At 37.6% G+C, this 19649-nt stretch carries 20 protein-coding genes; 10 read left to right on the forward strand and 10 right to left on the reverse strand.

Going from position 1 to position 19649, the window contains the following annotated elements; translation table 11 throughout:
* Positions 1-19 precede the first annotated feature (19 nt).
* Positions 20-1228, reverse strand: coding sequence for an MFS transporter (locus tag IO68_RS18870; RefSeq protein WP_031234654.1), 1209 nt, complete (start codon positions 1226-1228; stop codon positions 20-22).
* Between the two features lie 195 nt (positions 1229-1423).
* Between IO68_RS18870 and IO68_RS18875 the strand changes: the two genes are divergently transcribed.
* Positions 1424-2215 (forward strand): DUF4198 domain-containing protein, encoded by a 792-nt coding sequence (locus IO68_RS18875; RefSeq protein ID WP_023012544.1) that lies wholly within the window; start codon positions 1424-1426, stop codon positions 2213-2215.
* Positions 2216-2274: 59 nt separating this feature from the next.
* On the opposite strand, the gene IO68_RS18880 is transcribed toward IO68_RS18875, so the two are convergent.
* Complete coding sequence (locus tag IO68_RS18880) at positions 2275-2970, reverse strand: epoxyqueuosine reductase QueH (protein ID WP_017196651.1); 696 nt, start codon at positions 2968-2970, stop codon at positions 2275-2277.
* A 370-nt stretch (positions 2971-3340) separates the two neighbouring features.
* Here IO68_RS18880 and IO68_RS18885 point away from each other — a divergent pair, with 370 nt between their 5' ends.
* Positions 3341-4261 (forward strand): LysR family transcriptional regulator, encoded by a 921-nt coding sequence (locus IO68_RS18885; protein WP_023012545.1) that lies wholly within the window; start codon positions 3341-3343, stop codon positions 4259-4261.
* Positions 4262-4272: 11 nt separating this feature from the next.
* Here IO68_RS18885 and IO68_RS18890 read toward each other — a convergent pair whose 3' ends face one another.
* Both IO68_RS18890 and IO68_RS18895 read right to left on the reverse strand, forming a co-directional pair.
* On the reverse strand, positions 4273-4728 hold the full coding sequence (locus IO68_RS18890) for a DUF441 domain-containing protein (RefSeq protein WP_004880012.1): 456 nt from the start codon (positions 4726-4728) through the stop codon (positions 4273-4275).
* Positions 4729-4851: 123 nt separating this feature from the next.
* Complete coding sequence (locus IO68_RS18895; protein WP_034603132.1) at positions 4852-5289, reverse strand: Rrf2 family transcriptional regulator; 438 nt, start codon at positions 5287-5289, stop codon at positions 4852-4854.
* Positions 5290-5394: 105 nt separating this feature from the next.
* Between IO68_RS18895 and IO68_RS18900 the strand changes: the two genes are divergently transcribed.
* On the forward strand, positions 5395-6273 hold the full coding sequence (locus IO68_RS18900; RefSeq protein WP_023012547.1) for an NAD(P)/FAD-dependent oxidoreductase: 879 nt from the start codon (positions 5395-5397) through the stop codon (positions 6271-6273).
* A 49-nt stretch (positions 6274-6322) separates the two neighbouring features.
* Here the strand turns inward: IO68_RS18900 and IO68_RS18905 are convergent, their stop codons facing one another.
* Positions 6323-7183 carry a hypothetical protein gene (locus IO68_RS18905; RefSeq protein WP_023012548.1) on the reverse strand — a complete coding sequence of 287 codons (861 nt, stop codon included), beginning with the start codon at positions 7181-7183 and terminating at the stop codon, positions 6323-6325.
* A gap of 446 nt (positions 7184-7629) precedes the next feature.
* On the opposite strand from IO68_RS18905, the gene IO68_RS18910 reads away from it, so the two are divergent.
* Positions 7630-8190 carry a TetR/AcrR family transcriptional regulator gene (locus IO68_RS18910; protein WP_004880004.1) on the forward strand — a complete coding sequence of 187 codons (561 nt, stop codon included), beginning with the start codon at positions 7630-7632 and terminating at the stop codon, positions 8188-8190.
* A 126-nt stretch (positions 8191-8316) separates the two neighbouring features.
* Here IO68_RS18910 and IO68_RS18915 read toward each other — a convergent pair whose 3' ends face one another.
* Entirely contained in the window at positions 8317-9096 is a 780-nt protein-coding gene (locus IO68_RS18915) for a ferredoxin--NADP reductase (RefSeq protein ID WP_004880003.1), read from the reverse strand.
* Positions 9097-9214: 118 nt separating this feature from the next.
* On the opposite strand from IO68_RS18915, the gene tsaA reads away from it, so the two are divergent.
* Positions 9215-9919 carry a tRNA (N6-threonylcarbamoyladenosine(37)-N6)-methyltransferase TrmO gene (gene tsaA / locus IO68_RS18920; RefSeq protein WP_031234657.1) on the forward strand — a complete coding sequence of 235 codons (705 nt, stop codon included), beginning with the start codon at positions 9215-9217 and terminating at the stop codon, positions 9917-9919.
* Between the two features lie 10 nt (positions 9920-9929).
* On the opposite strand, the gene IO68_RS18925 is transcribed toward tsaA, so the two are convergent.
* Entirely contained in the window at positions 9930-11192 is a 1263-nt protein-coding gene (locus IO68_RS18925; protein ID WP_023012550.1) for an MgtC/SapB family protein, read from the reverse strand.
* 224 nt (positions 11193-11416) lie between these two features.
* On the opposite strand from IO68_RS18925, the gene IO68_RS18930 reads away from it, so the two are divergent.
* Complete coding sequence (locus IO68_RS18930; RefSeq protein WP_023012551.1) at positions 11417-13174, forward strand: GspE/PulE family protein; 1758 nt, start codon at positions 11417-11419, stop codon at positions 13172-13174.
* A 132-nt stretch (positions 13175-13306) separates the two neighbouring features.
* On the opposite strand, the gene hemP is transcribed toward IO68_RS18930, so the two are convergent.
* Positions 13307-13477, reverse strand: a complete 171-nt coding sequence (gene hemP / locus IO68_RS18935) for a hemin uptake protein HemP (protein ID WP_004661888.1) — start codon at positions 13475-13477, stop codon at positions 13307-13309.
* 177 nt (positions 13478-13654) lie between these two features.
* On the opposite strand from hemP, the gene IO68_RS18940 reads away from it, so the two are divergent.
* A complete protein-coding gene (locus tag IO68_RS18940; RefSeq protein WP_023012552.1) occupies positions 13655-14566 on the forward strand; it encodes an NUDIX domain-containing protein in 912 nt (303 codons plus the stop codon).
* A 1-nt stretch (position 14567) separates the two neighbouring features.
* Here the strand turns inward: IO68_RS18940 and IO68_RS18945 are convergent, their stop codons facing one another.
* Positions 14568-15125, reverse strand: a complete 558-nt coding sequence (locus IO68_RS18945; protein ID WP_023012553.1) for a tetratricopeptide repeat protein — start codon at positions 15123-15125, stop codon at positions 14568-14570.
* A 20-nt stretch (positions 15126-15145) separates the two neighbouring features.
* A complete protein-coding gene (mrcB, locus tag IO68_RS18950) occupies positions 15146-17557 on the reverse strand; it encodes a penicillin-binding protein 1B (RefSeq protein ID WP_023012554.1) in 2412 nt (803 codons plus the stop codon).
* Positions 17558-17791: 234 nt separating this feature from the next.
* Between mrcB and IO68_RS18960 the strand changes: the two genes are divergently transcribed.
* The 3 genes from IO68_RS18960 to IO68_RS18970 all read left to right on the forward strand — a co-directional run.
* Complete coding sequence (locus IO68_RS18960; protein WP_004879991.1) at positions 17792-18700, forward strand: NAD(+) kinase; 909 nt, start codon at positions 17792-17794, stop codon at positions 18698-18700.
* A complete protein-coding gene (locus IO68_RS18965; protein WP_004879988.1) occupies positions 18697-18969 on the forward strand; it encodes a YeaC family protein in 273 nt (90 codons plus the stop codon). Before IO68_RS18960 ends, IO68_RS18965 begins: the two co-directional genes overlap by 4 nt.
* 166 nt (positions 18970-19135) lie before the next feature.
* Positions 19136-19649 (forward strand): contractile injection system protein, VgrG/Pvc8 family (locus IO68_RS18970; RefSeq protein ID WP_023012556.1); only part of this gene is annotated, 514 nt, incomplete at its 3' end.

A 19649-nucleotide genomic window follows, 5' to 3' on the forward strand; every position in this document is an offset into this window, starting at 1 on the left:
AGAATCTATAGCTAACAAGCTACAGATTCTTTTTTGTATATTTTGCGACAGCTAGAGCGATTAATAAAATGATTAATCCACCTAGGCTTAAAACAAAACCCACCCAAATTGGTGCGAGCCAAGCCATATTATGACTAAGCACCCAGCCACCTAGGAATGCACCAAGTGCGTTGGCTAAGTTGAATGCAGAATGATTCAGTGAGGCCGCTAGTGTTTGTGCATCACCAGCAATATCCATAAGATAGGTTTGTAAAGCACCACCAAGACCAATCACTGTAAAGCCTATCAGGAATAAAGCCAATATTGCTGAATATAGGTTTGACATCATAAAGCTGGCAAATACGAATGTGAGTGCTGAACTAATCAAAATTCCAATCATGGTTTTAAACAAGTCTTTATCCGCTAACCATCCAGCCACAAGTCCTCCAAATACCATACCTGTTCCCCAAATGGCTAATGCGATAGGAACGATTGAGATATTTGCTTCTGTGTATTCAGTCAGAATAGGAGATACATAACTATAAACTGAGAACATGCCGCCAAAACCAACTGCACCTACAGCAAGTGCCAACCACATATTGATATTTTTGAGTCCAGCAACTTCAGCACGGATACTTGCGGTTTTCTGTAGTGGAATGTTCGGTACAAATAGACTTACCCCAATCAGGGTGATGAAGGCAATAATTGCGGAAAACTCAAAACCCGCTTTCCATCCGAACTGCTGACCCAACCACGTTGCAAAAGGTACACCAATCACATTGGCGATTGTTAGACCCATCATCACTTGTGCAATCGCAGTTGCACGACGTTGTTTACCTGCAAGCTCAGCTGCAACCAACGCAGCTACCCCAAAATAAGCACCATGAGGAAAACCTGCGATAAAACGAGAAACTAACATTGTCTCTGGAGTTGTCGCAAAAGCTGTAGCAGCATTCGCCAACCCATAGAACAGCATTAAGCTAAGTAATAACGTTTTTCGAGGAACTTTCGCGCCTAAGATTGCAATAATCGGTGCACCAACCATCACACCTAAAGCATAAGCGCTAATGAAATAGCCAGCGTGGGGAACACTCACATTCAGATCACTTGCGATTTCTTGAATCAATCCCATTGCCACAAACTCGGTCGTTCCAATGCAAAAACTACCGACCGCAAGAGAAAAAATAACGAGAAATAATGAATAGTGTTTAGGTTGAGAAGAGAGTGTAGGAGAGCTTAGAGAGGACATAATGACTCTAAAATAATAAACCGAGCATATTATATTCGAGCTTAGAAAAGAAAAGTGAAAAGGAACGTAATTTTTAACAGTGAAATAAACTAAGGAATGAACCAATTAAATATAATGATAATTATTTGCATTTGTGTATAATAATGCTGAATTAAATGCGATCAAATTTATAAGTTTTTAGGGTGGAGATGATTTATGAGGATTTTATTGGTTAGTTCATTACTGATGCTTTCAGTTTCTAGTTTTGCACATGAACCTTATGTTGCACCATTGGCCTATAACACTTCACAAACGCAGGTTGCGATTGTTTCAGGTTATGCAGAAGAGGCATTGAATAGTGAATATGCACTGAAAGATGCAAAGTTTGAAATTATAAGTCCTAATAACGATAAGAATTTGATTGAACCTGAATCTAAATTAGGCTCTACAACGGTATTTGATCTTAAGCTTCCAGAGTCAGGGACTTATACGGTTAAAACAAGCACGACTTATCCATTGAAATACATTCAAGATCAAAAAGAATGGAAAATGTTTTTTGACATGCCTGCGGATCAAGCGCCTAAAAAAGCTGAGCGTGATTATGTAATCCCTGCGGATTTAAAAGCGAAGAAATATACGCCAACCGAAGTGAAGCGTGAATGGACATTATTCACTTATGTATCAAAAGAAAAAAATACCCCAATTCAAGCAATGTTAGCACCTATTCAAGTTGAGTTTTTGACGCATCCAAATGAATTAAAGACTAATCAAGCAGTAAAAATTAAGGTTTCAAAAGACAATCAAGCATTAGCAAATGCCAATGTTGTGATTCGAGCTAAAGGTGCTACAGATGAGCAAGCTAAGAATTTGAAAACTTTAATAGATGGAACAGCAGAGCTTATTTTTCCAAAAGCAACGGAGTATTTAGTTGAAGTAAGTGAGACTGTAGATTCTAAGAAAAAGCCGAGTAATCAGTTTTATACCATCATTAGTTTGTCTGTAAATTAAAATAAAAAGGCTGATCTTCGCGATCAGCCTTTTTAGGGTATTTGGCTGATGATTGAGTATTATTTACTGGAAGTATTTTGATCTTCATCCATGGCATTACTATAAAATTTCACACCTAATTGAATTCGATCACGTCCGTTACTCATACGCCAGCGATTGGTATCCCTAAGCGAATAGACACAGCCACAGTATTCTTGTTGATAAAATTCTTCTCGTTTGCTGATCTCCAACATGCGTACAGCGCCGCCATGCTTGCGCCAGTTATAATCCCAATATTGAATATCCGGATAATGAGCAGCGGCACGAAGTCCACAATCATTGATTTGCTGCATATTCTTCCAGCGAGAAATGCCTAAAGAACTACTAATTAAACTAAATCCATGTTCATGTGCGTAGAGCGCTGTTCTCTCAAAACGCATGTCGAAACACATGGTACAGCGAATGCCTTTTTCAGGTTCATTCTCCATTCCTTTGGCTCGAGCAAACCAGTTATCGGTATCGTAATCACAATCGATAAAAGGGATATTATGCTTTTCGGCAAAACGGATATTTTCTTCTTTACGAATCAAATATTCTTTGACTGGGTGAATATTAGGATTATAGAAAAAGATAGAGAAATCGATACCAGACTCTATCAGTGTTTCCATGACTTCGCCTGAACATGGGGCACAGCATGAATGCAACAGCAATTTGTTATGACCTTTCGGTAAGCTGAGTTTTTGGCGTTCAAGCGTCTTTTGGCTTTGACGTGTCATGGTTTTATAAGGTCTACAGAAATCCAGCTGATAGTTTAAAAGTTTTAATAAATGATAGGGCTTGGATTGAATGAAATGTTTTCAGTTCAAACTGAAATTTTTTAACTGCCGATACTTGCTGCGTACTTAGCCGTCCTATCGTTTAGTATTCTCAATTTTGTGATGATTGAATAGGTGATATTTCAAATAATTAAATTTCATTTAATAAAATAACAATTAAATAGAATTCATGTTGAGACTATCTCATTAATGCTATGTTAAGATGAAAACAATTCAATTAATAAATTAAAGGGCAGCAGCTTATCCTTTCTATCTGTGCATTGACTAGATTTAGATTAAAGGAAAGTTGTTGTTTTTCTGGTTATTATTCATGTTAGAACTTCGTCATTTAAAAACGCTTCTTGCTTTAAGAGAGCATGGTTCATTGGTCGTTGCGGCAGCAGATTTATGTCTCACACCTTCAGCAATTTCACATCAATTAAAAGAACTTGATCATTGGTATGGCGTTGAGGTAGTCAACCGCCGTAGTCGTCCTGTGGCTTTCTCTAATGTGGGGCAACGACTGCTTAAACTGGCGGATGATGTATTGCCGCAAGTTCAAATTGCGCAAACAGATATTACTCGTATTGTGCATGGTCAAACTGGACGTATCATTTTTTCATCTGAATGCCATAGTTGCTTTGATTGGTTAATGCCTTTGCTTAATCAATATCGTCAACAATATCCTGATGTTGACCTAGATTTTGCAGCAGGTTTTGAATCAAATCCACATGAATTATTACAGAATGCAGAGTTTGATTTACTTATTACCGCTGATCCAATTGCTTTGAAAGGGATTGAATATTTTCCAATTTTTGAATATGAATCGCGTTTAGTATTATCAACTACGCATCCATTAGTGCGTGCTGAAAAAGTTTCGATTCAAGATTTGGCAGAAGAAACATTGATTACCTATCCTGTCGATAAGCATCGTTTGGATATCATGGCGCATTTATTTATTCCTGCAAATATTCATCCAAAGCATATTCGGACGACTGATTTGACTCAAATGCTGATTCAATTGGTTGCAAGTGGACGAGGTATAGCGGCTTTACCTGATTGGGTTGTCAATGAATATGAACAAAAAGGATGGGTGGTCAGTCGCCGTTTAGACTGTGTATCGCCAAAAGGTTTAAGACGTACACTGTATGCGGGCTATCGTACAGAAGACACAGAAAAGAGCTATTTTGAGGGCTTTTTAAAGCAGTTGGAAAAGTTCTCACAAAAGCGTGCAGTTTATTATGAACGCTGATCGTGCTTAAACTAAGACTTACCAATCAAAACCGATAATATTCCTGCTGCGATGAGAGGGCCAACTGGAACTCCTCGTAGTAGGGCAACGCCTGCAACAGTCCCGATTAATAAACCCGCGACGACATCTGGTTGATTGCTCATGAGCTTCACTCCACGGCCACCCAACCATGCCACTAATAGTCCGACAGCGATCGCGAGAAGTGATTTCCAGCTTACAAAAGATTTTAGAATACTTTCACCGCTTAGTTTGCCACTTGCGATTGGCGATAGTACACCAATGGTCAAAATGATGATGCCGACATTAAGCCCATGTTGCTGTATAAGAGGGAAAAACTGATCAAGAGGTGTAAGTTTCACGAGAATCAAAACACCAGCAGCCACAGTCACGGCTGTATTATGACTAAAGATTCCACAGCCTAAAAGAATCAACAATACAAGTAAGTTAACGTCAAATTGTGAAAACATAGCGGAAGAAATTAAAACAAAGTTGAATTGTATTGTAATTCTCAACTCGATGCAGATAAATTTGCCTGGTTTTATATTAAAAATATGTCTTAATGAAGTTGGTTTTATCTAGCGTATCTTCAATTACTTAAAAGATTCTTGAGTACAAATCTGATCAAACTCCAATGCCAGATCGGCAAGTGTCGTTGCCTTGAGTTGGGTAAGTAAGATCGTTTGCGCTTGATTCATTGCATCATCTAAAGCAGCATTTACGACTCTTTCGACAGCACAATCTGGATTTGCTCTTTCATTGCCCATTGCAAAAATAGTTGGCTCGCCAACCGCATTATAAATATCAAAAAGCGTAATTTTACTTAGGTCTTCAACCAATGACCAACCGCCTTTAGGACCTTTTTCAGAGTGAATAAAGCCTGCTTTTTTCAAGCCTGCCATTGTTCGTCTAATCACTACAGGATTTGTAGCTAGCATTTTCGCTATCTCATCAGAAGTATAAGTCTTGTTATTTCTAGCCATGTGTAAGAGCACATGTAGCATTCGTGAAAGCTTGCTGTCTGTTCGCATAAGGTAGGATTGTAAAAGTTAGAGTTGTCTTAATGTAACATCAAAAGTTGCAAAATAAAAAGAATAGCATTATTGTAACTTTAAAAGTTACTTATAGGTGTGATTATGATTTATGATGTAGCAATAATTGGTGGAAGCTATGCGGGTTTAGCAGCTGCATTACCCTTGGTTAGAGCGAGACGAAATGTTGTCATTATCGATGCAGGAGAAAGGAGAAATCGCTTTGCCGAATTTTCTCATGGTTTTTTGACTCAAGATGGTACGCCTGCAAGTGAAATTGCGCATATTGGCAAACAGCAATTAATGAAATATGAAACTGTGAGCTGGCAGCAAGGCAAAGTAAAGCGAGTTGAAATGAAAGATGGGCATTTCCATGTTTGTATTGATGGCGTTCAATCCTTAACAGCAAAACGCTTGATCATAGCCACAGGTATAAAAGATCAATTACCCGAAATTAAAGGAATTTCAGAGCGATGGGGAACCAGTATTTTTCATTGTCCATATTGTCATGGTTATGAGTTAAACAAAGGCAATATAGGAATCATTGCATCTTCTGAACATGCTATCCATATGTCGATGATGTTGATTGATTGGGGGAGTGTCACTTTATTCTTAAATAATCAAGGTATTGATATAGAAACAGAACAAGCACTGCAAGCTCGAAATATCAAGATTGAAAAAAGAAGGATTAAAAAAATTAATGGAGAATGCAATATTGTTTTAGAAGATGATAGCTCGGTTGCTTTAGATGGGGCGTTTGTGAGTACACGATGTCTAATTAATCAAGAGTGGATTGTTAATCTAGGATGTGAGTTAGAACAGAACTCTATGGGTGAAATGATTAAAACCAATACATTGAAAGAAACTTCAGTTACTGGTGTTTTTGCTTGTGGAGATGTTGCGCGTTTAGGTGGTTCTGTTTCATTGGCTGTAGGAGATGGAACAATGGCGGGCGTAGCAGCACATCGATCACTCTTGTTTTAAATGACAAGGTCACTTCTATATTGAGTATAGAAATGACCTTGATCTAAAACTAAGCCAGTTTTCGGAAGGTTTCATATTGATAAGTTGCAATTTGCTCATCCCAAAATTGCTGCCATAAATCACAGTATTCCAAACAGATTTGACGAATTGCTGCGTAATCTGATTCGACGCATGCTTGAGCAAGTACAAACCATAAATCATCTTCATGATCATCATCTGCCGCTTCAGCTGTTTCATCATGTGATACGCCGTGTACATAGTAGTAACCGCCATCAACATCAAATCCAACAGCTTTGGTTGCTTGACGTAAAGCAGGGCTAAACAGAATAACTTCTTCTTCTGCTACAGCAAGTAGAGCCGAAACAGCTTGGTAACGATCAAATGAACGTTCTAAATAGTTTCGAACTTGTTGTGCAATAATTGATGGTTGGTAATTATTACGCTCAGATTGCGATAATTCAAAGTCATCAAGCACATCTTCAAACAATGGATAGTGCGCATATTGAGGATTACCAGAGTAATAGCCATCTTGGTCTACTGCTGGTCGGAAGCCGAACTCATCTAGAATGTTAAGATTTAATAAAAAACGCGGATACATCTTCGAACCTGATAAAAGACGTGGTTCAAGTTGCTTGGTTTGAAATTGTGCCATCAACAACGCATCTGTAAACACTTGGACAATGGCATGTCGATATTCTAAATGAATATGTTTTAAGGTTTCTTTATCAATCAAGCCATCATTTAATAGCTGGATTGCAGGGTGTTTTGAAACAGGATGATTTGAAATTTCTGCGCGTAATTCTTTCAGAAAATTCAGGTTCTTATTCCATAACGTTTCAGAAATACTATTTTTCATTCCGTCTATAGCTTTCTGTCTAGGGTTGTCAAAATCTTCGAATTTTTTTGGCATAGTCTTCTACTCAATGAATTAATATTATTGCTTTTTCCAATTATATAGTTTCGATTTGCTTTGGTTGCTTATGAATATAACTATTAGATCAACCAAATACCTTTTTATTGGATAATTTAAATATAAAATGATTTTTTTGTGAAATCAATTTATTAAACAATCTGAAAAATTAAAATAAACTTTGTAGATTTAATCTATTTTTAAGAAAAGGTGAGGTAGTTCACTTAATATTTTAATTTTTTAAGAATCGAAAGATTTTTTTACAAATTAGCTTGTTTGTATGTGACTTTTTGCTTAATTTATATAGGTGTAGATAAGGTATTTTTAGCTATTTTCTGTAATACTCATAAAATAATATGAAGGAACATGGTTGCCAGAATTATCCAGCTTTAACCGTGTCTAAATAATACATTAAGTTGTTTTTAAAATTCTAAAAGGATAATAACATGTCAAAAAAAGAAGATATTATTGAAACGGCTCTTAATCTCTTTAATCGCCATAACTATAGCTCGGTTGGGGTTGATCGAATCATTAGCGAGTCAGGTGTAGCAAAGATGACTTTTTACAAGTATTTCCCTTCAAAGGAAAGCTTGATAGAAGAGTGCTTATCACGTCGTAATAAAAGCATCCAAGCTGCAATTGAGTATGAAGTAAGTTTACAAAAAGAAGATGACTATCTTGGCAAAATTAAGGCAGTCTATTTTTGGCATTTAGCATGGTTTAACTCAGATGACTTCCATGGGTGTATGTTTCAAAAAGCCTCATTAGAAATATTACAAACCTATCCTTCTATTATCAAACCGATCGTTGAATATAGAGAGTGGTTAATGGGTTTGGTTGAAGGTTTATTTGAAAAGGCAAAGGTCTATCAACCTCATGTATTAACGTCGATGTACATTAATATTTTGGATGGAATGACTGCATATGCAAAAGTGAATAAAGATCATCATCAAATTGAAGAGTGTTGGTATTATATTGAGCGATTAATATCACTCGATGCTGCCTAATTATTAAGTTGATACTTAATAATATATTAAAGTTTTTTAAATTTTAATATTTATTTAAGTGGTTATGAAGTTTTAATTAATTAATAAAAAAACCGAGGTATAAACCTCGGTTTTTTATGATAGGTATTATTTTTCAACGAATGCGCGTTCGATTACATAATCACCCATTACACCCATACGTGGTGATTCTACTAAACCATGTTGGTCTAATAATGCAGCAACGTCTTTCAAGAAAGCAGGGCTACCGCAAAGCATCGCACGGTCAGTTTCACGATTGAAACGTGGTAAACCAATTTTTTCAAAAAGTTCACCAGACTCGATTGCTGTCGTTACGCGACCTTGAGTGTGGAATGGTTCACGAGTAACTGTTGGGTAATAGACCAATTTATCTTTGATACCTAACTCTTGGAAGAATTCATGGTTAGGAAGCTCGTTTAAAATTAAGTCTTGGTATGCGAGTTCAGAAACGTAGCGCGTACCGTGTACCATGATTACTTTTTCAAATTTTTCGTAAGTTTCTGGATCACGAAGTAAAGCTAAGAAAGGCGCAAGTCCAGTACCAGAAGATAAAAGGTATAAATTCTTACCTGGTAATAAATCATCGTGTACTAAAGTACCTGTAGGTTTTTTAGAAATAAGGATTTCATCACCCACTTGAACTTTTTGTAAAATAGAAGTTAAAGGACCGTCTTGTACTTTAATAGAGAAGAATTCTAGTTCTTCTTCATAATTCGCACTCGCGATCGAATAAGCACGCATTAAAGGCTTACCATTCACTTCAAGTCCGATCATCACAAACTGACCATTTTTAAAACGTAAGCTTGCGTCGCGTGTAGTTTTAAAACTGAAAAGTGTGTCATTCCAGTGGTGAACATCAGTAATGCGTTCAACGTTAAAAGCAGCCATTAAAGGTCTCGATCACAGTTAAAAGAAACAGATTGCTATTCTAATCTAAAAACATTCTCGATAAACTGAATATATTTAATTGTGTTTATCAGAAAAAGTGATGATTAACTCTGTTGTTATGCCGATCATTGGGTATATGCATTCACCTTATCGTGAGAAATTTGGCATACCGAGACAGCCCAATTTAGTCCAAGTCGAGTCCTACATTGATATGATTGAGCCATACAATGATATTTTAGCTTTCGAGGGGATCGAAGAGTTTAGTCATTTATGGTTACTATGGCAGTTCCATGAAAATAAAAATAATGATAACTCTTTGAATCAAATACCTAAATTTCGTCCTCAAGTACGACCTCCAAGGCTTGGAGGTAATCAAAAAATAGGTGTTTTTGCAACGCGAAGCATGTATCGACCTTCGCCAATAGGCTTATCTGTTGTGCGATTTTTGCGTGTCGAAAAGCAAGGAAAGACACTTCGGGTGTATGTAACTGGAAGTGATTTATTAAACGGCACGCCTATTTTAGATATCAAACCTTATATTCAATATTCTGATGCAATTGCAGATGCCGTGAGCGGATACGCACAAGATGTGCCTAAACGTAAAAACATTGTTTGGTCAGAATCAGCTCAAATACAGCAATTTGATTTGATAAAAGCTGATGCTTCAATCAAAAAAAAGCTAGAAGAACTGGTTGAAGTTTTATCTTTAGATCCACGCCCTGCATATCATGACGACGAAGAGCGAGTATATAAGATGAAATTTTCAGAGTGGGATGTAAACTTTAAAATTGTAGATGACCGAATCCTTATTTTAAGCCTTTAATATCGAAGACTTAAATTCCAAACCACAATAGGATAGCCAAAATACCCATATGTACAATTTGTGCTGGGACAAAAGCGAATGCGTAGCGGTAGCCACCTGTCAGTCCCGCATTAATACTTTTAGAAATAGAATGTGCGAGTAAGCCAACCATTAAGGCGATCAATAAAGGCATTGATTGAGCTGTCTCTGGTTCACCTTGTACCACAATTGCAGCGATAGCAGCATGTATTTCGAATAGGGATGCGATCACTGTACCCAGTATAAGTCCTGTACTCCCTAACCATAGGTTAAGTGCATAAATTGCAACTTGGATACCTGATAACGCAAGTGTGATAATCACAGCATTTTTAAAACTAAACATTTTTGAGTCTGTATCCATCACATGATCTATCGTGTCAGATCGGCGCATCAGATACCAAGACCAAATGAACAAAATAACAGTTGCAATCAAAGTCGGTAAGAAAATGAGTTTTAACCATGCAAAACTGATACTTGCAACAATGATCAACATTTGAATGAGTGTTGAAACACAAGACATCAATGCTGCACCAGCATTAACAATTGGATCAGCATTTTTATTGCGAACTTCCATGCCTAAATTGGCGACTGTTGCGGTACTTGAAACAAAGCCAGAGGCTAAAGATGAAAGTGCCAATGCATTTTTTGAAGAAAGTAATCTTTTGGCAATATGTGCTAAAGCTTGAACAAAAAGAATAAGACTCAGTAACTTTAAGATCGTATATGGATTTAATACAGGACCCCAAAAAGCTTGATCAGGAACGAGTGGTAATCCAATTAAAACTAAAGAAAGAAGTAACACACCATCGCGTAGTTCATTTTCACTGATCCATTGATTGGCAATGCCATGTAGAGATTCTTTTGCCATGAGTAAAATAGTTAATAAAACGGCGAGTCCAGCAGCTAATGTGATATTCCAGATGCATACCGCGCCAATAAAGTAAGTCATGATAAAAGCAAGTTCAGTGGTTACACCTGGGTCTTCTTGCTGGTTTTTAAGAGAAGCGATACTCATTGCCCCAACTAAAAGTGCGCCAACAATGCCAATAACAAAATTGAATAGAAAGCACAGCGTTCCTAATAAAGCTGCAATGGCAAAAGTTCTAAAACCTGCAAATGTTTTGCTTTTATGTTTTCCTTTACTTCGTTCACGTTCTAAACCGATAAGTAAACCACACCCTAGAGAGACTGCAAAAATCATGATCAACTGATTAAATGGTGTATCTTGTAGCGATAATGTGATGACATCATTCATATGTAATCTCTTTGATTATTTACTTATTTTAAAATCGGCTAAGGCTTCGAACTTTGTTGGTGATGTTCTATGACTGGATAACAAAAAATTAGTCAAATTTCTGTGATGAGTAATTCGTTATCTATATGTTTTTATAATGCATTTAATGCAAATAAACAGTAAAAATGATCTAAATTTTTTCAAGAAAACTCTGTTATAGTATAGTGCTTAATTGGGGTATAACAATGACGTTTAACTTTGAAATCGATATATTTTGGTGTTTAGAACAATTACAAAAAGACGGACGTATTACAGAGCGTGATAAGTTGTTAATTCAAACAACACACCGTCAAAAAGATCAGTTGAAATGGCATCCATTACAATGGATTGCGAGTTTTAATCTAAAAGATCAAGTAAATCCTGCTGCAAACTTAACACTAAATCGCTTATGCCAATGGCTCGCTGAAAAAGCACAAATTCCTTTATATGTGATTGATCCACTAAAAGCTGATGTGACTGCATTAACCAGTGTTATGTCACAAGAATTTGCTGTACGTAACCATATTTTGGCGGTAGAGGTACATGCTGAAAAACTTCTGATTGGTACAAGCCAACCGTTTTCTTTGGAATGGAAAAATAACTTAGAACGAAGTTTAGCGCCGAAAAAGATTGAAGCAGTTTTACTGAGCCCAGAACAATTACAGCGTTATTTGGTGGAATATTACCAAGTGAGTCGTGCTGTTAATTCATCACAAAATGCCAATCTTTATGATCGTGAAAATAAAGGGGTTGAGGCATTATTACAATTAGGGGATACACAAAACCCCGATGCAAATGATCAGCATATTGTCAAACTTGTAGATTGGGTGTTGCAATTTGCTTTTGAACAAGGTGCTAGTGATATTCATTTGGAGCCAAGGAAAGACAAAGGGAAAGTTCGTTTTCGTATCGATGGTGTATTACATACTATCTATAACATGCCTGCAAATACGCTTACGGCTGTGATTTCGCGTATTAAAATTTTAGGACGTATGAATGTCGCTGAAAAACGTAAACCGCAAGATGGCCGTTTAAAAACAAGAACACCTAAAGGCCAAGAAACAGAGTTACGTCTTTCTACATTACCTACGGCTTTTGGTGAAAAGCTTGTAATGCGTATTTTTGACCCTGAAGTGTTGGTACGCAGTTTCCAACAACTTGGGTTTGAAGGTCATTTGTTGCAAAGCTGGCAATCGCTCACTCAGCATAGTCATGGCATCATTCTGGTGACTGGGCCTACGGGTTCAGGTAAGACTACAACTTTATATTCATCTCTAAAACAGTTGGCCACAGAACAAGTCAATGTCTGTACGATTGAAGATCCAATCGAGATGCTAGAGCCAAGTTTTAACCAAATGCAGGTCAATCCAAATATTGAACTTGGTTTTGCAGATGGCGTGCGAGCTTTAATGCGTCAAGACCCTGACATTATTATGGTAGGTGAGATTCGCGACCATGACACAGCGAACATGGCAATTCAAGCAGCATTAACAGGGCATTTGGTCTTATCAACCTTGCATACCAATGATGCACCATCAAGTCTTACCCGTTTACATGATCTGGGTGTTCAACCATTTTTAACCGCAGCGACCATTTTAGGTGTGTTAGCACAGCGTCTAGTACGTCGATTATGCCCACACTGTAAGCAAGAAACACAAATGAATGAGCAAGAGTGGGAGCATCTCACCTTTGACTACATCATGGAAATGCCAACGACAATGTATAAAGCTGTAGGCTGTGAGGTTTGTCGTCAAACGGGTTACAAAGGTCGTGTGGGTATCTATGAGTTTATGCCAGTAAGCTTGGAACTAAAATCATTGATTAGTGCAAATGGCACGCTTGATGAGTTGAGAGCGAGAGCGAAGAAAGAAGGCATTGAACCTTTGAGAATTGCTGGTGCGCGTAAAGTCATTGAAGGAGTCACGACTTTAGAAGAAGTATTAAGGATTGTACCTTTAAGTTAATTGTGAGTTAAATGATCGATATGGTTTTCAGATGTGGAAATCATATTGATAAAATTTTAAGCAAAACAAAAAGAGCAGTACGCGCTGACATACTGCTATTCCCACGTTTATTCTTATTCGGTTATTATTATATTACTTCGTTAAAATCAAACGGTTATTTCGAGTTAACCGTAAACGATATTCTTCACCTGCATGCATAATTCTAATTTCACGCCCTAAAGCAAAAAGGTTGTTTGAATGTAGCATTGGTAGCGATTGAGCTGCATCAGTGCTGCGAGTAAATAAGTTAAATGGTGCGTTCATTTGTTATGCTCCGTGGTGTATTTCTTAATGTTTTAAATGATAATCATTATCGAATAGACCTGTCAACGGAAATTTTTATAATTTACAAAATGATTTATTTATTTCCTAAAATGGCATGGGAAAGATTGTTTTAATTACTTAAAATCAACTGGAAAAGATGAGAGATTTTAGACTGTTATGGCAAAAGCTACAGTTGATGTTGCAATCGCAATTTTATTACACAAATCCAAAGTTTTAGTGGGTTGGAGACAAGCTAATCAGCATCAAGGAAATAAGCATGAATTTCCTGGTGGAAAGGTGGAAAAAGGGGAAACACCTGAACAAGCGTGTAGAAGAGAAATTTATGAGGAGGTTGGAATCGGTTTAAAAGATTGGCATAGATTTGATGTGATATGTCATGAGTATGATGACATTATCGTAAATTTACACTTATTCCATGCTTATGTACCTGATGAATTACTTAACTTAATTCATCAGCCGTGGACATGGTTTAACCGTGATCAACTCGCAGAACTAAACTTTCCAAAAGCAAATGCTGCAATTTTAGATCGTTTGATTTGGTCGCATTTAATAAAAATAAATCATGAATTATCCGCTTTACCACAACAAACAAGTTTATTTTACTGGCGGACAGAACTAACAGATATAAAGCAAATTGAACAACAATTGCTTGGATTAGATGATCAGCAGTTAGCTAAGTTAGCCATTAATTTTGATATCTGGCAACGCTTAAATACTGAGCTAAAAGACAAAATTTCAACCATTCACCTAAAACAATCACAACTTATGAGTTTGAGTAAAGGTGATCTAAATATTGGCAAACGTTTTTTAGCGGCATGCCATGATGCAGTATCAATTCAGCATGCACATCATTTAGGTTGTGATGCAATCCTACTTAGTCCTGTGCATGTGACAGCAACACATCCTGATACGAAAGTTCTAGGCTGGGATAATTTTTCAGACTTAGCACAGAAAAGTGATATTCCAGTTTTTGCACTTGGTGGTGTTGCACCAACAGAAATAGAACAAGCCCAGAAATATCACGCTTATGGGCTTGCAGGAATAAGTCAATTTAATTCAATTGTATAAATTAAAGTGCCTGAATTGCTTTCTTGGCTTCTTGTGCTTTGACTGGATGATTACGTGCTTGACTCGCACGTAATACGATTAACCAAAGTTGTTTTTTCATCGCATTGCTTTGAGCATAGCTTAAACCACGACGTGCTAAGGCTTCTGCATTTGCATATTCCTTATTCTGCTCGGCAATTAAGCCTAGATACAAATAGGTTTCAGAAGCTTGTGGAGCGATGCGTTGTGCTTGAAGTGCATAACGCTCGGCCTCAGTATATTTGCGTTGTTTAAAGGCTGTTTGAGTCTTTTGCATCAAGTTTCTGAAAGCTGGAAGTTGGCTTCCGTCATTAAACTTCTGTTGAACTTTCTGCTCAGGAACAATCACAGGCACATTTTGACGTTTAATTTCTTTTTGCTCATAAGGCGTAATTTTGACGCCGGAAGAAGGTTGTTCAACTTTCTTCTTTTGAGTCTTATTTTGCGTTGAGTGTGTTGGTGGTTTGGTAGTTCTTTCAGGTGCTGCTGTACAGCCAGCAAGAACTAACGCGCCAATAATCAATGTAATTTTCTTCATCATACTAAAAACATCCTTGTAGATTAGTTATCACCGTTGTAACTACCGCTAGAAATAATGCGGCTTGGAGCTGTGTGATTGTTCAGGTCAGCATCCATTTGGTTTTCACTTTCTCGAATATAGTTAGTGATGCCATCATTGTGATCATAATCCTGATTTTCATCAGTTTGAGGAATATATGTCGGCTCCACTTCATAATGTGATTGGCCACATACCGTTGCACGACGTGGAACAGTTTGTCTTAATAGTGGAATATACATTGCACCATCACAGCCTTGAGCAGATAAATCACCAGTTGCACTATCAATCCATTGCCACTGAACATTATCTGTTTGACGTAGATTAACTGGTTCTTGGCGTAGTTGCTTCATCACATTAATCCAAACAGGTAAAGCACCTGATGAACCCGTTAAACCTGTCACTTTGTTATCATCTAAGCCTAACCATACAACCGCAAGATTATTACCAGAGTAACCAGCAAACCATGAGTCACGGGTATCGTTAGTTGTACCTGATTTACCTGCAAGATTGAGTGTTTCAGGAAGACTGTTATAGGCTGAGCGACCTGTACCTGAACGCATGACTTGTTGTAAACCATAATTCAGAATATAGGCAGCAGCTGGATCAATGGTTTGTTGAACGTTTAAACCATAACGATCAAGTAGGCGACCTTTAGCATCAACAACTGTACGGATCGAGCGTGGCGGATATTTAAAGCCACCCGTTGCAAAGTTGCCGTATACGCTCAGGACTTCCATCGGTGACATATTCACAGCACCAAGGTAGATAGAAGGGTAGGCTGGAATATCCGAGCTAACACCGAATTGTCGCAATTTATTACTAAATGCAGCAAGGCCAAACTCATTTGCCAAACGGACTGTCGATAAGTTATATGAGTTTGCTAGCGCTTGTTGCATTGGAACAACGCCGTGTTCACCGCCACTATAGTTCTTTGGTGTCCAACTCTTATCGCCATCAATAGGAATGTTTACAGCACTATCTTCAATCGGGCTAGCCCATGTATAGCGACCAGACTCAATCGCATTGAGATAAATAATAGGTTTCAATAATGAACCTACTTGGCGTTTGGCATCTAAAGTACGGTTAAAGCCTGTAAAGTCTTGGGTTGAACCAACTGCTGCAATGATTTCACCATTTTCTGGATGTGCAACAAGCACAGCACCTTGTAGGTTCTTTAAGCGAGCAGGATTGTTCTTTGCTAAACGTTCAACTGTACTCTTGAATGAGTTTTGAACCTGTGTTTGTGCGATAGGATCAAGTGTTGTAAAAATTCTTAAACCTTGATTGGTAATGTCACTTTCTTGATATTCAGTACGCAATTGACGACGAACGATGTCAAGGAAATCAGGGAATTTTGCTGGCCCTAAAGTTGGCTTACTTACTACATTTAAAGGACGAGCAATTTCATCTTGGTATTCTGCTTCAGTGAGATAGCCCATCACTAACATGTTATTGAGCACGACATCACGACGTTTTTTTGCTGATTCAGGATTACGCCAAGGGTTGTATAAAGAAGGGCCTTGAACTAAGCCGACTAAAAAAGCTTGTTGTGAAATATTTAACTCACGTAAGGGTAAACCAAAATAAAACTGTGAAGCCAAACCGTAGCCATTAATTGAATAGTTACCATTTTGACCGAGATTTACTTCATTTAAATAAGCCTCAAGGATTTCATCTTTGCTGTAGTGCAACTCAATTAACAAAGCCATTAATGCTTCATTCACCTTACGCTTCAATGTTTTTTCAGGTGAGAGATAAAAGTTCTTGACCAACTGCTGAGTTAATGTAGAACCACCTTGACGTCGACCACCTGTGATATTGCTAACTACTGCACGGGCAGTACCACGAATCGAAATACCATGATGATGATAAAAATTACGATCTTCGGTTGAAATTAACGCTTCTATGAGTGTTTTAGGAACTTTGTTTAATTTAATCAGAACACGGTCTTCATTATGCTGAGGATAAATTCCCCCAATCAATAATGGCTCTAAACGTGCGACTCCCGTATTCGATGGCTTGGTAGAGCGTACATCACTCACTTGACCATCATTGAAAGCAAGTTCTAATACTTGCTCAGGGTCGGTACTATCACCATAGTCAAAACCGCGTGTATGAACATACATCTGGTTGCCTTGAACAACATAGCTACCAGATTTGTCGTAATTCGCTGTGTTTTTGTAGCCGAGTAATTTCAATTCTTGAGTGAAATTATCTTGAGTGATTGGTGCATTCGCATAGATCTCTAAAGGCCGAGCAAATACCTTTGCAGGGATATCCCAACGCTTACCTTCAAACTTGTCCCGAATGATATTATCTAAACGGATCAAATAGATACTAAAGGCAATAAAAACACCGATCACTAAAATTGAAAATAAAAGTGCTAGAAAACCAATACCACGTTCAAACTTCATAGATTTGCGTTAAAACCAAAACAATGGTGGTAATGATGCGATAGCTTGTCAGTAATTTGCAATCATAAAACTGTGAATAAATAGCAACATGCAATAAAAACTTTAAGAATCCGTTGACATTAATCGTATAAAAAAACAACGGATAGACATTTTTATACTTTTTAATCAATCATCAACGCAACATTGATTGTTAATGATATGATAGTCAGGAATCGCAGCGGAGCTGAATTATTCGTGCAAATTTCCCATAAATCCTTTCGAAATATTGGTCTAATTGGGCGACCAGATAAATATTCTGTAGTAGAAACGTTATGTTTAATTCATGATCATTTGATCACTTTAGGCTTAAACCCAGTTTTTGACCAAGAAACGGCAAAACTTGTACCTTATAGTCACGGTCAAACAGTAAGTCGTAACTTGCTGGGTGAAGTTGTAGATCTTGTGATCGTCGTTGGCGGTGATGGTTCGCTGTTACATGCTGCGCGTGCCTTGGTTCGCTATAGTACGCCAGTCATTGGTATTAACCGCGGTCGTTTAGGTTTTTTAACTGATATAAAACCTGCTGAAGCCATTTTTAAACTTGATCAGGTATTACAAGGTCAATTCCAGCTCGATCGCCGTTTCTTATTAGAAATGGAAGTTCGGACAAATGGTGAAACGATTTATGATGCAATTGCACTCAATGACGTGGTATTGCATTCGGGTAAATCAGTACACATGCTTGATTTTGATTTGAATATCGATGGTCAGTATGTGTACCGCCAGCACAGTGATGGTTTAATCGTTTCAACGCCTACTGGTTCAACAGCTTATGCGTTGTCGGGTGGTGGACCGATTCTACACCCTAGTATGGATGCAATTGCTCTTGTTCCAATGCATCCTCACACATTGTCATCTCGTCCAATTGTGGTTGGTGGTCAGAGTGAAATCAAAATTACAATTCGTGAGAATCGTGTTTTGCCAATGGTAAGTGCTGATGGACAACACAGTGTTGCATTAAATGTTGGTGACACCGTGCATATTCGTAAACATCCGTTTAAACTTAGCTTATTACATCCGCCTGGTTATGACTTTTATATGGCTTGCCGTACTAAACTGGGTTGGAATCAAGATTTTGAATCTTTTCAACAGGATGAATCATGAATATTGAACAAATGCTCGCTATTTTAAATCCTGAGATTGTTGAGCGCTTAAAAACTGCTGTTGAAATTGGTAAATGGCCAAATGGTGTAGCTTTGACAAAAGAGCAACGCGAAATTTGTATGCAAGCTGTTTATGCATGGGAAATGGAAAATTTACCGAAAGAACAGCGTAGCGGTTATATCGATCGTGGTACCAAAAAAGATGGTGAAGAGTGTGATGATGATCATCACAAAAATGAGCCTGAGTTTAAACCAATTCGGTTTGTTTAATTTAAAAAGCCCAGTGATGACTGGGCTTTTTTGTGTAGCTAATTAGCACCTTAATAGATCAATATAATGTTTAAATTGTTGCAATAAAGTAACATTAAAAACATAGACAGATTAGTCTATGGTTTATAGAATGCGCGAAATTTAAGTTAATATTAAATAACAAGAGATGTTGAATAATATATTTCGCGCATTAGATCAATTAGGCATCACCCCACAAAAACGTGCCATCCATATTCAATTTTCTAATCCTATATTAAATGCTCAGGTGTTTTTACAACGTATAGATGGGCAACATGAAATCAATCAAGGCATTCGTGCAGAACTGATTTGCTTATCCACTGATGCTACGATTCCATTAAAACAATTCATTGGTAGCCAAGTGGCGGTCGACCAAGTCACCGACTCAGGACAATTGTTCCGTACCACAGGTATTATTACTCAGGCACTACAAGGCCAATCCGACGGCAGTTTAAGCCTCTATAAACTCACACTTGAAGATCCCACCACACTTTGGAAAAAACGTCGCAATAGCCGAGTGTTTATGAATAAAACTGTGGTTGATGTTATCGAGATTATCTTTAAAGAATGGCAACAAAAAAGCCCACTCTTCGCTGCGAGCTTAAGCCTTGATTTAAGCGGACTTAGTCAGAACTATGATGTCCGTCCCTTTATCATGCAAC

This window comes from Acinetobacter sp. COS3, from assembly GCF_000475335.1.
Taxonomy (GTDB): Bacteria; Pseudomonadota; Gammaproteobacteria; order Pseudomonadales; family Moraxellaceae; genus Acinetobacter; species Acinetobacter venetianus.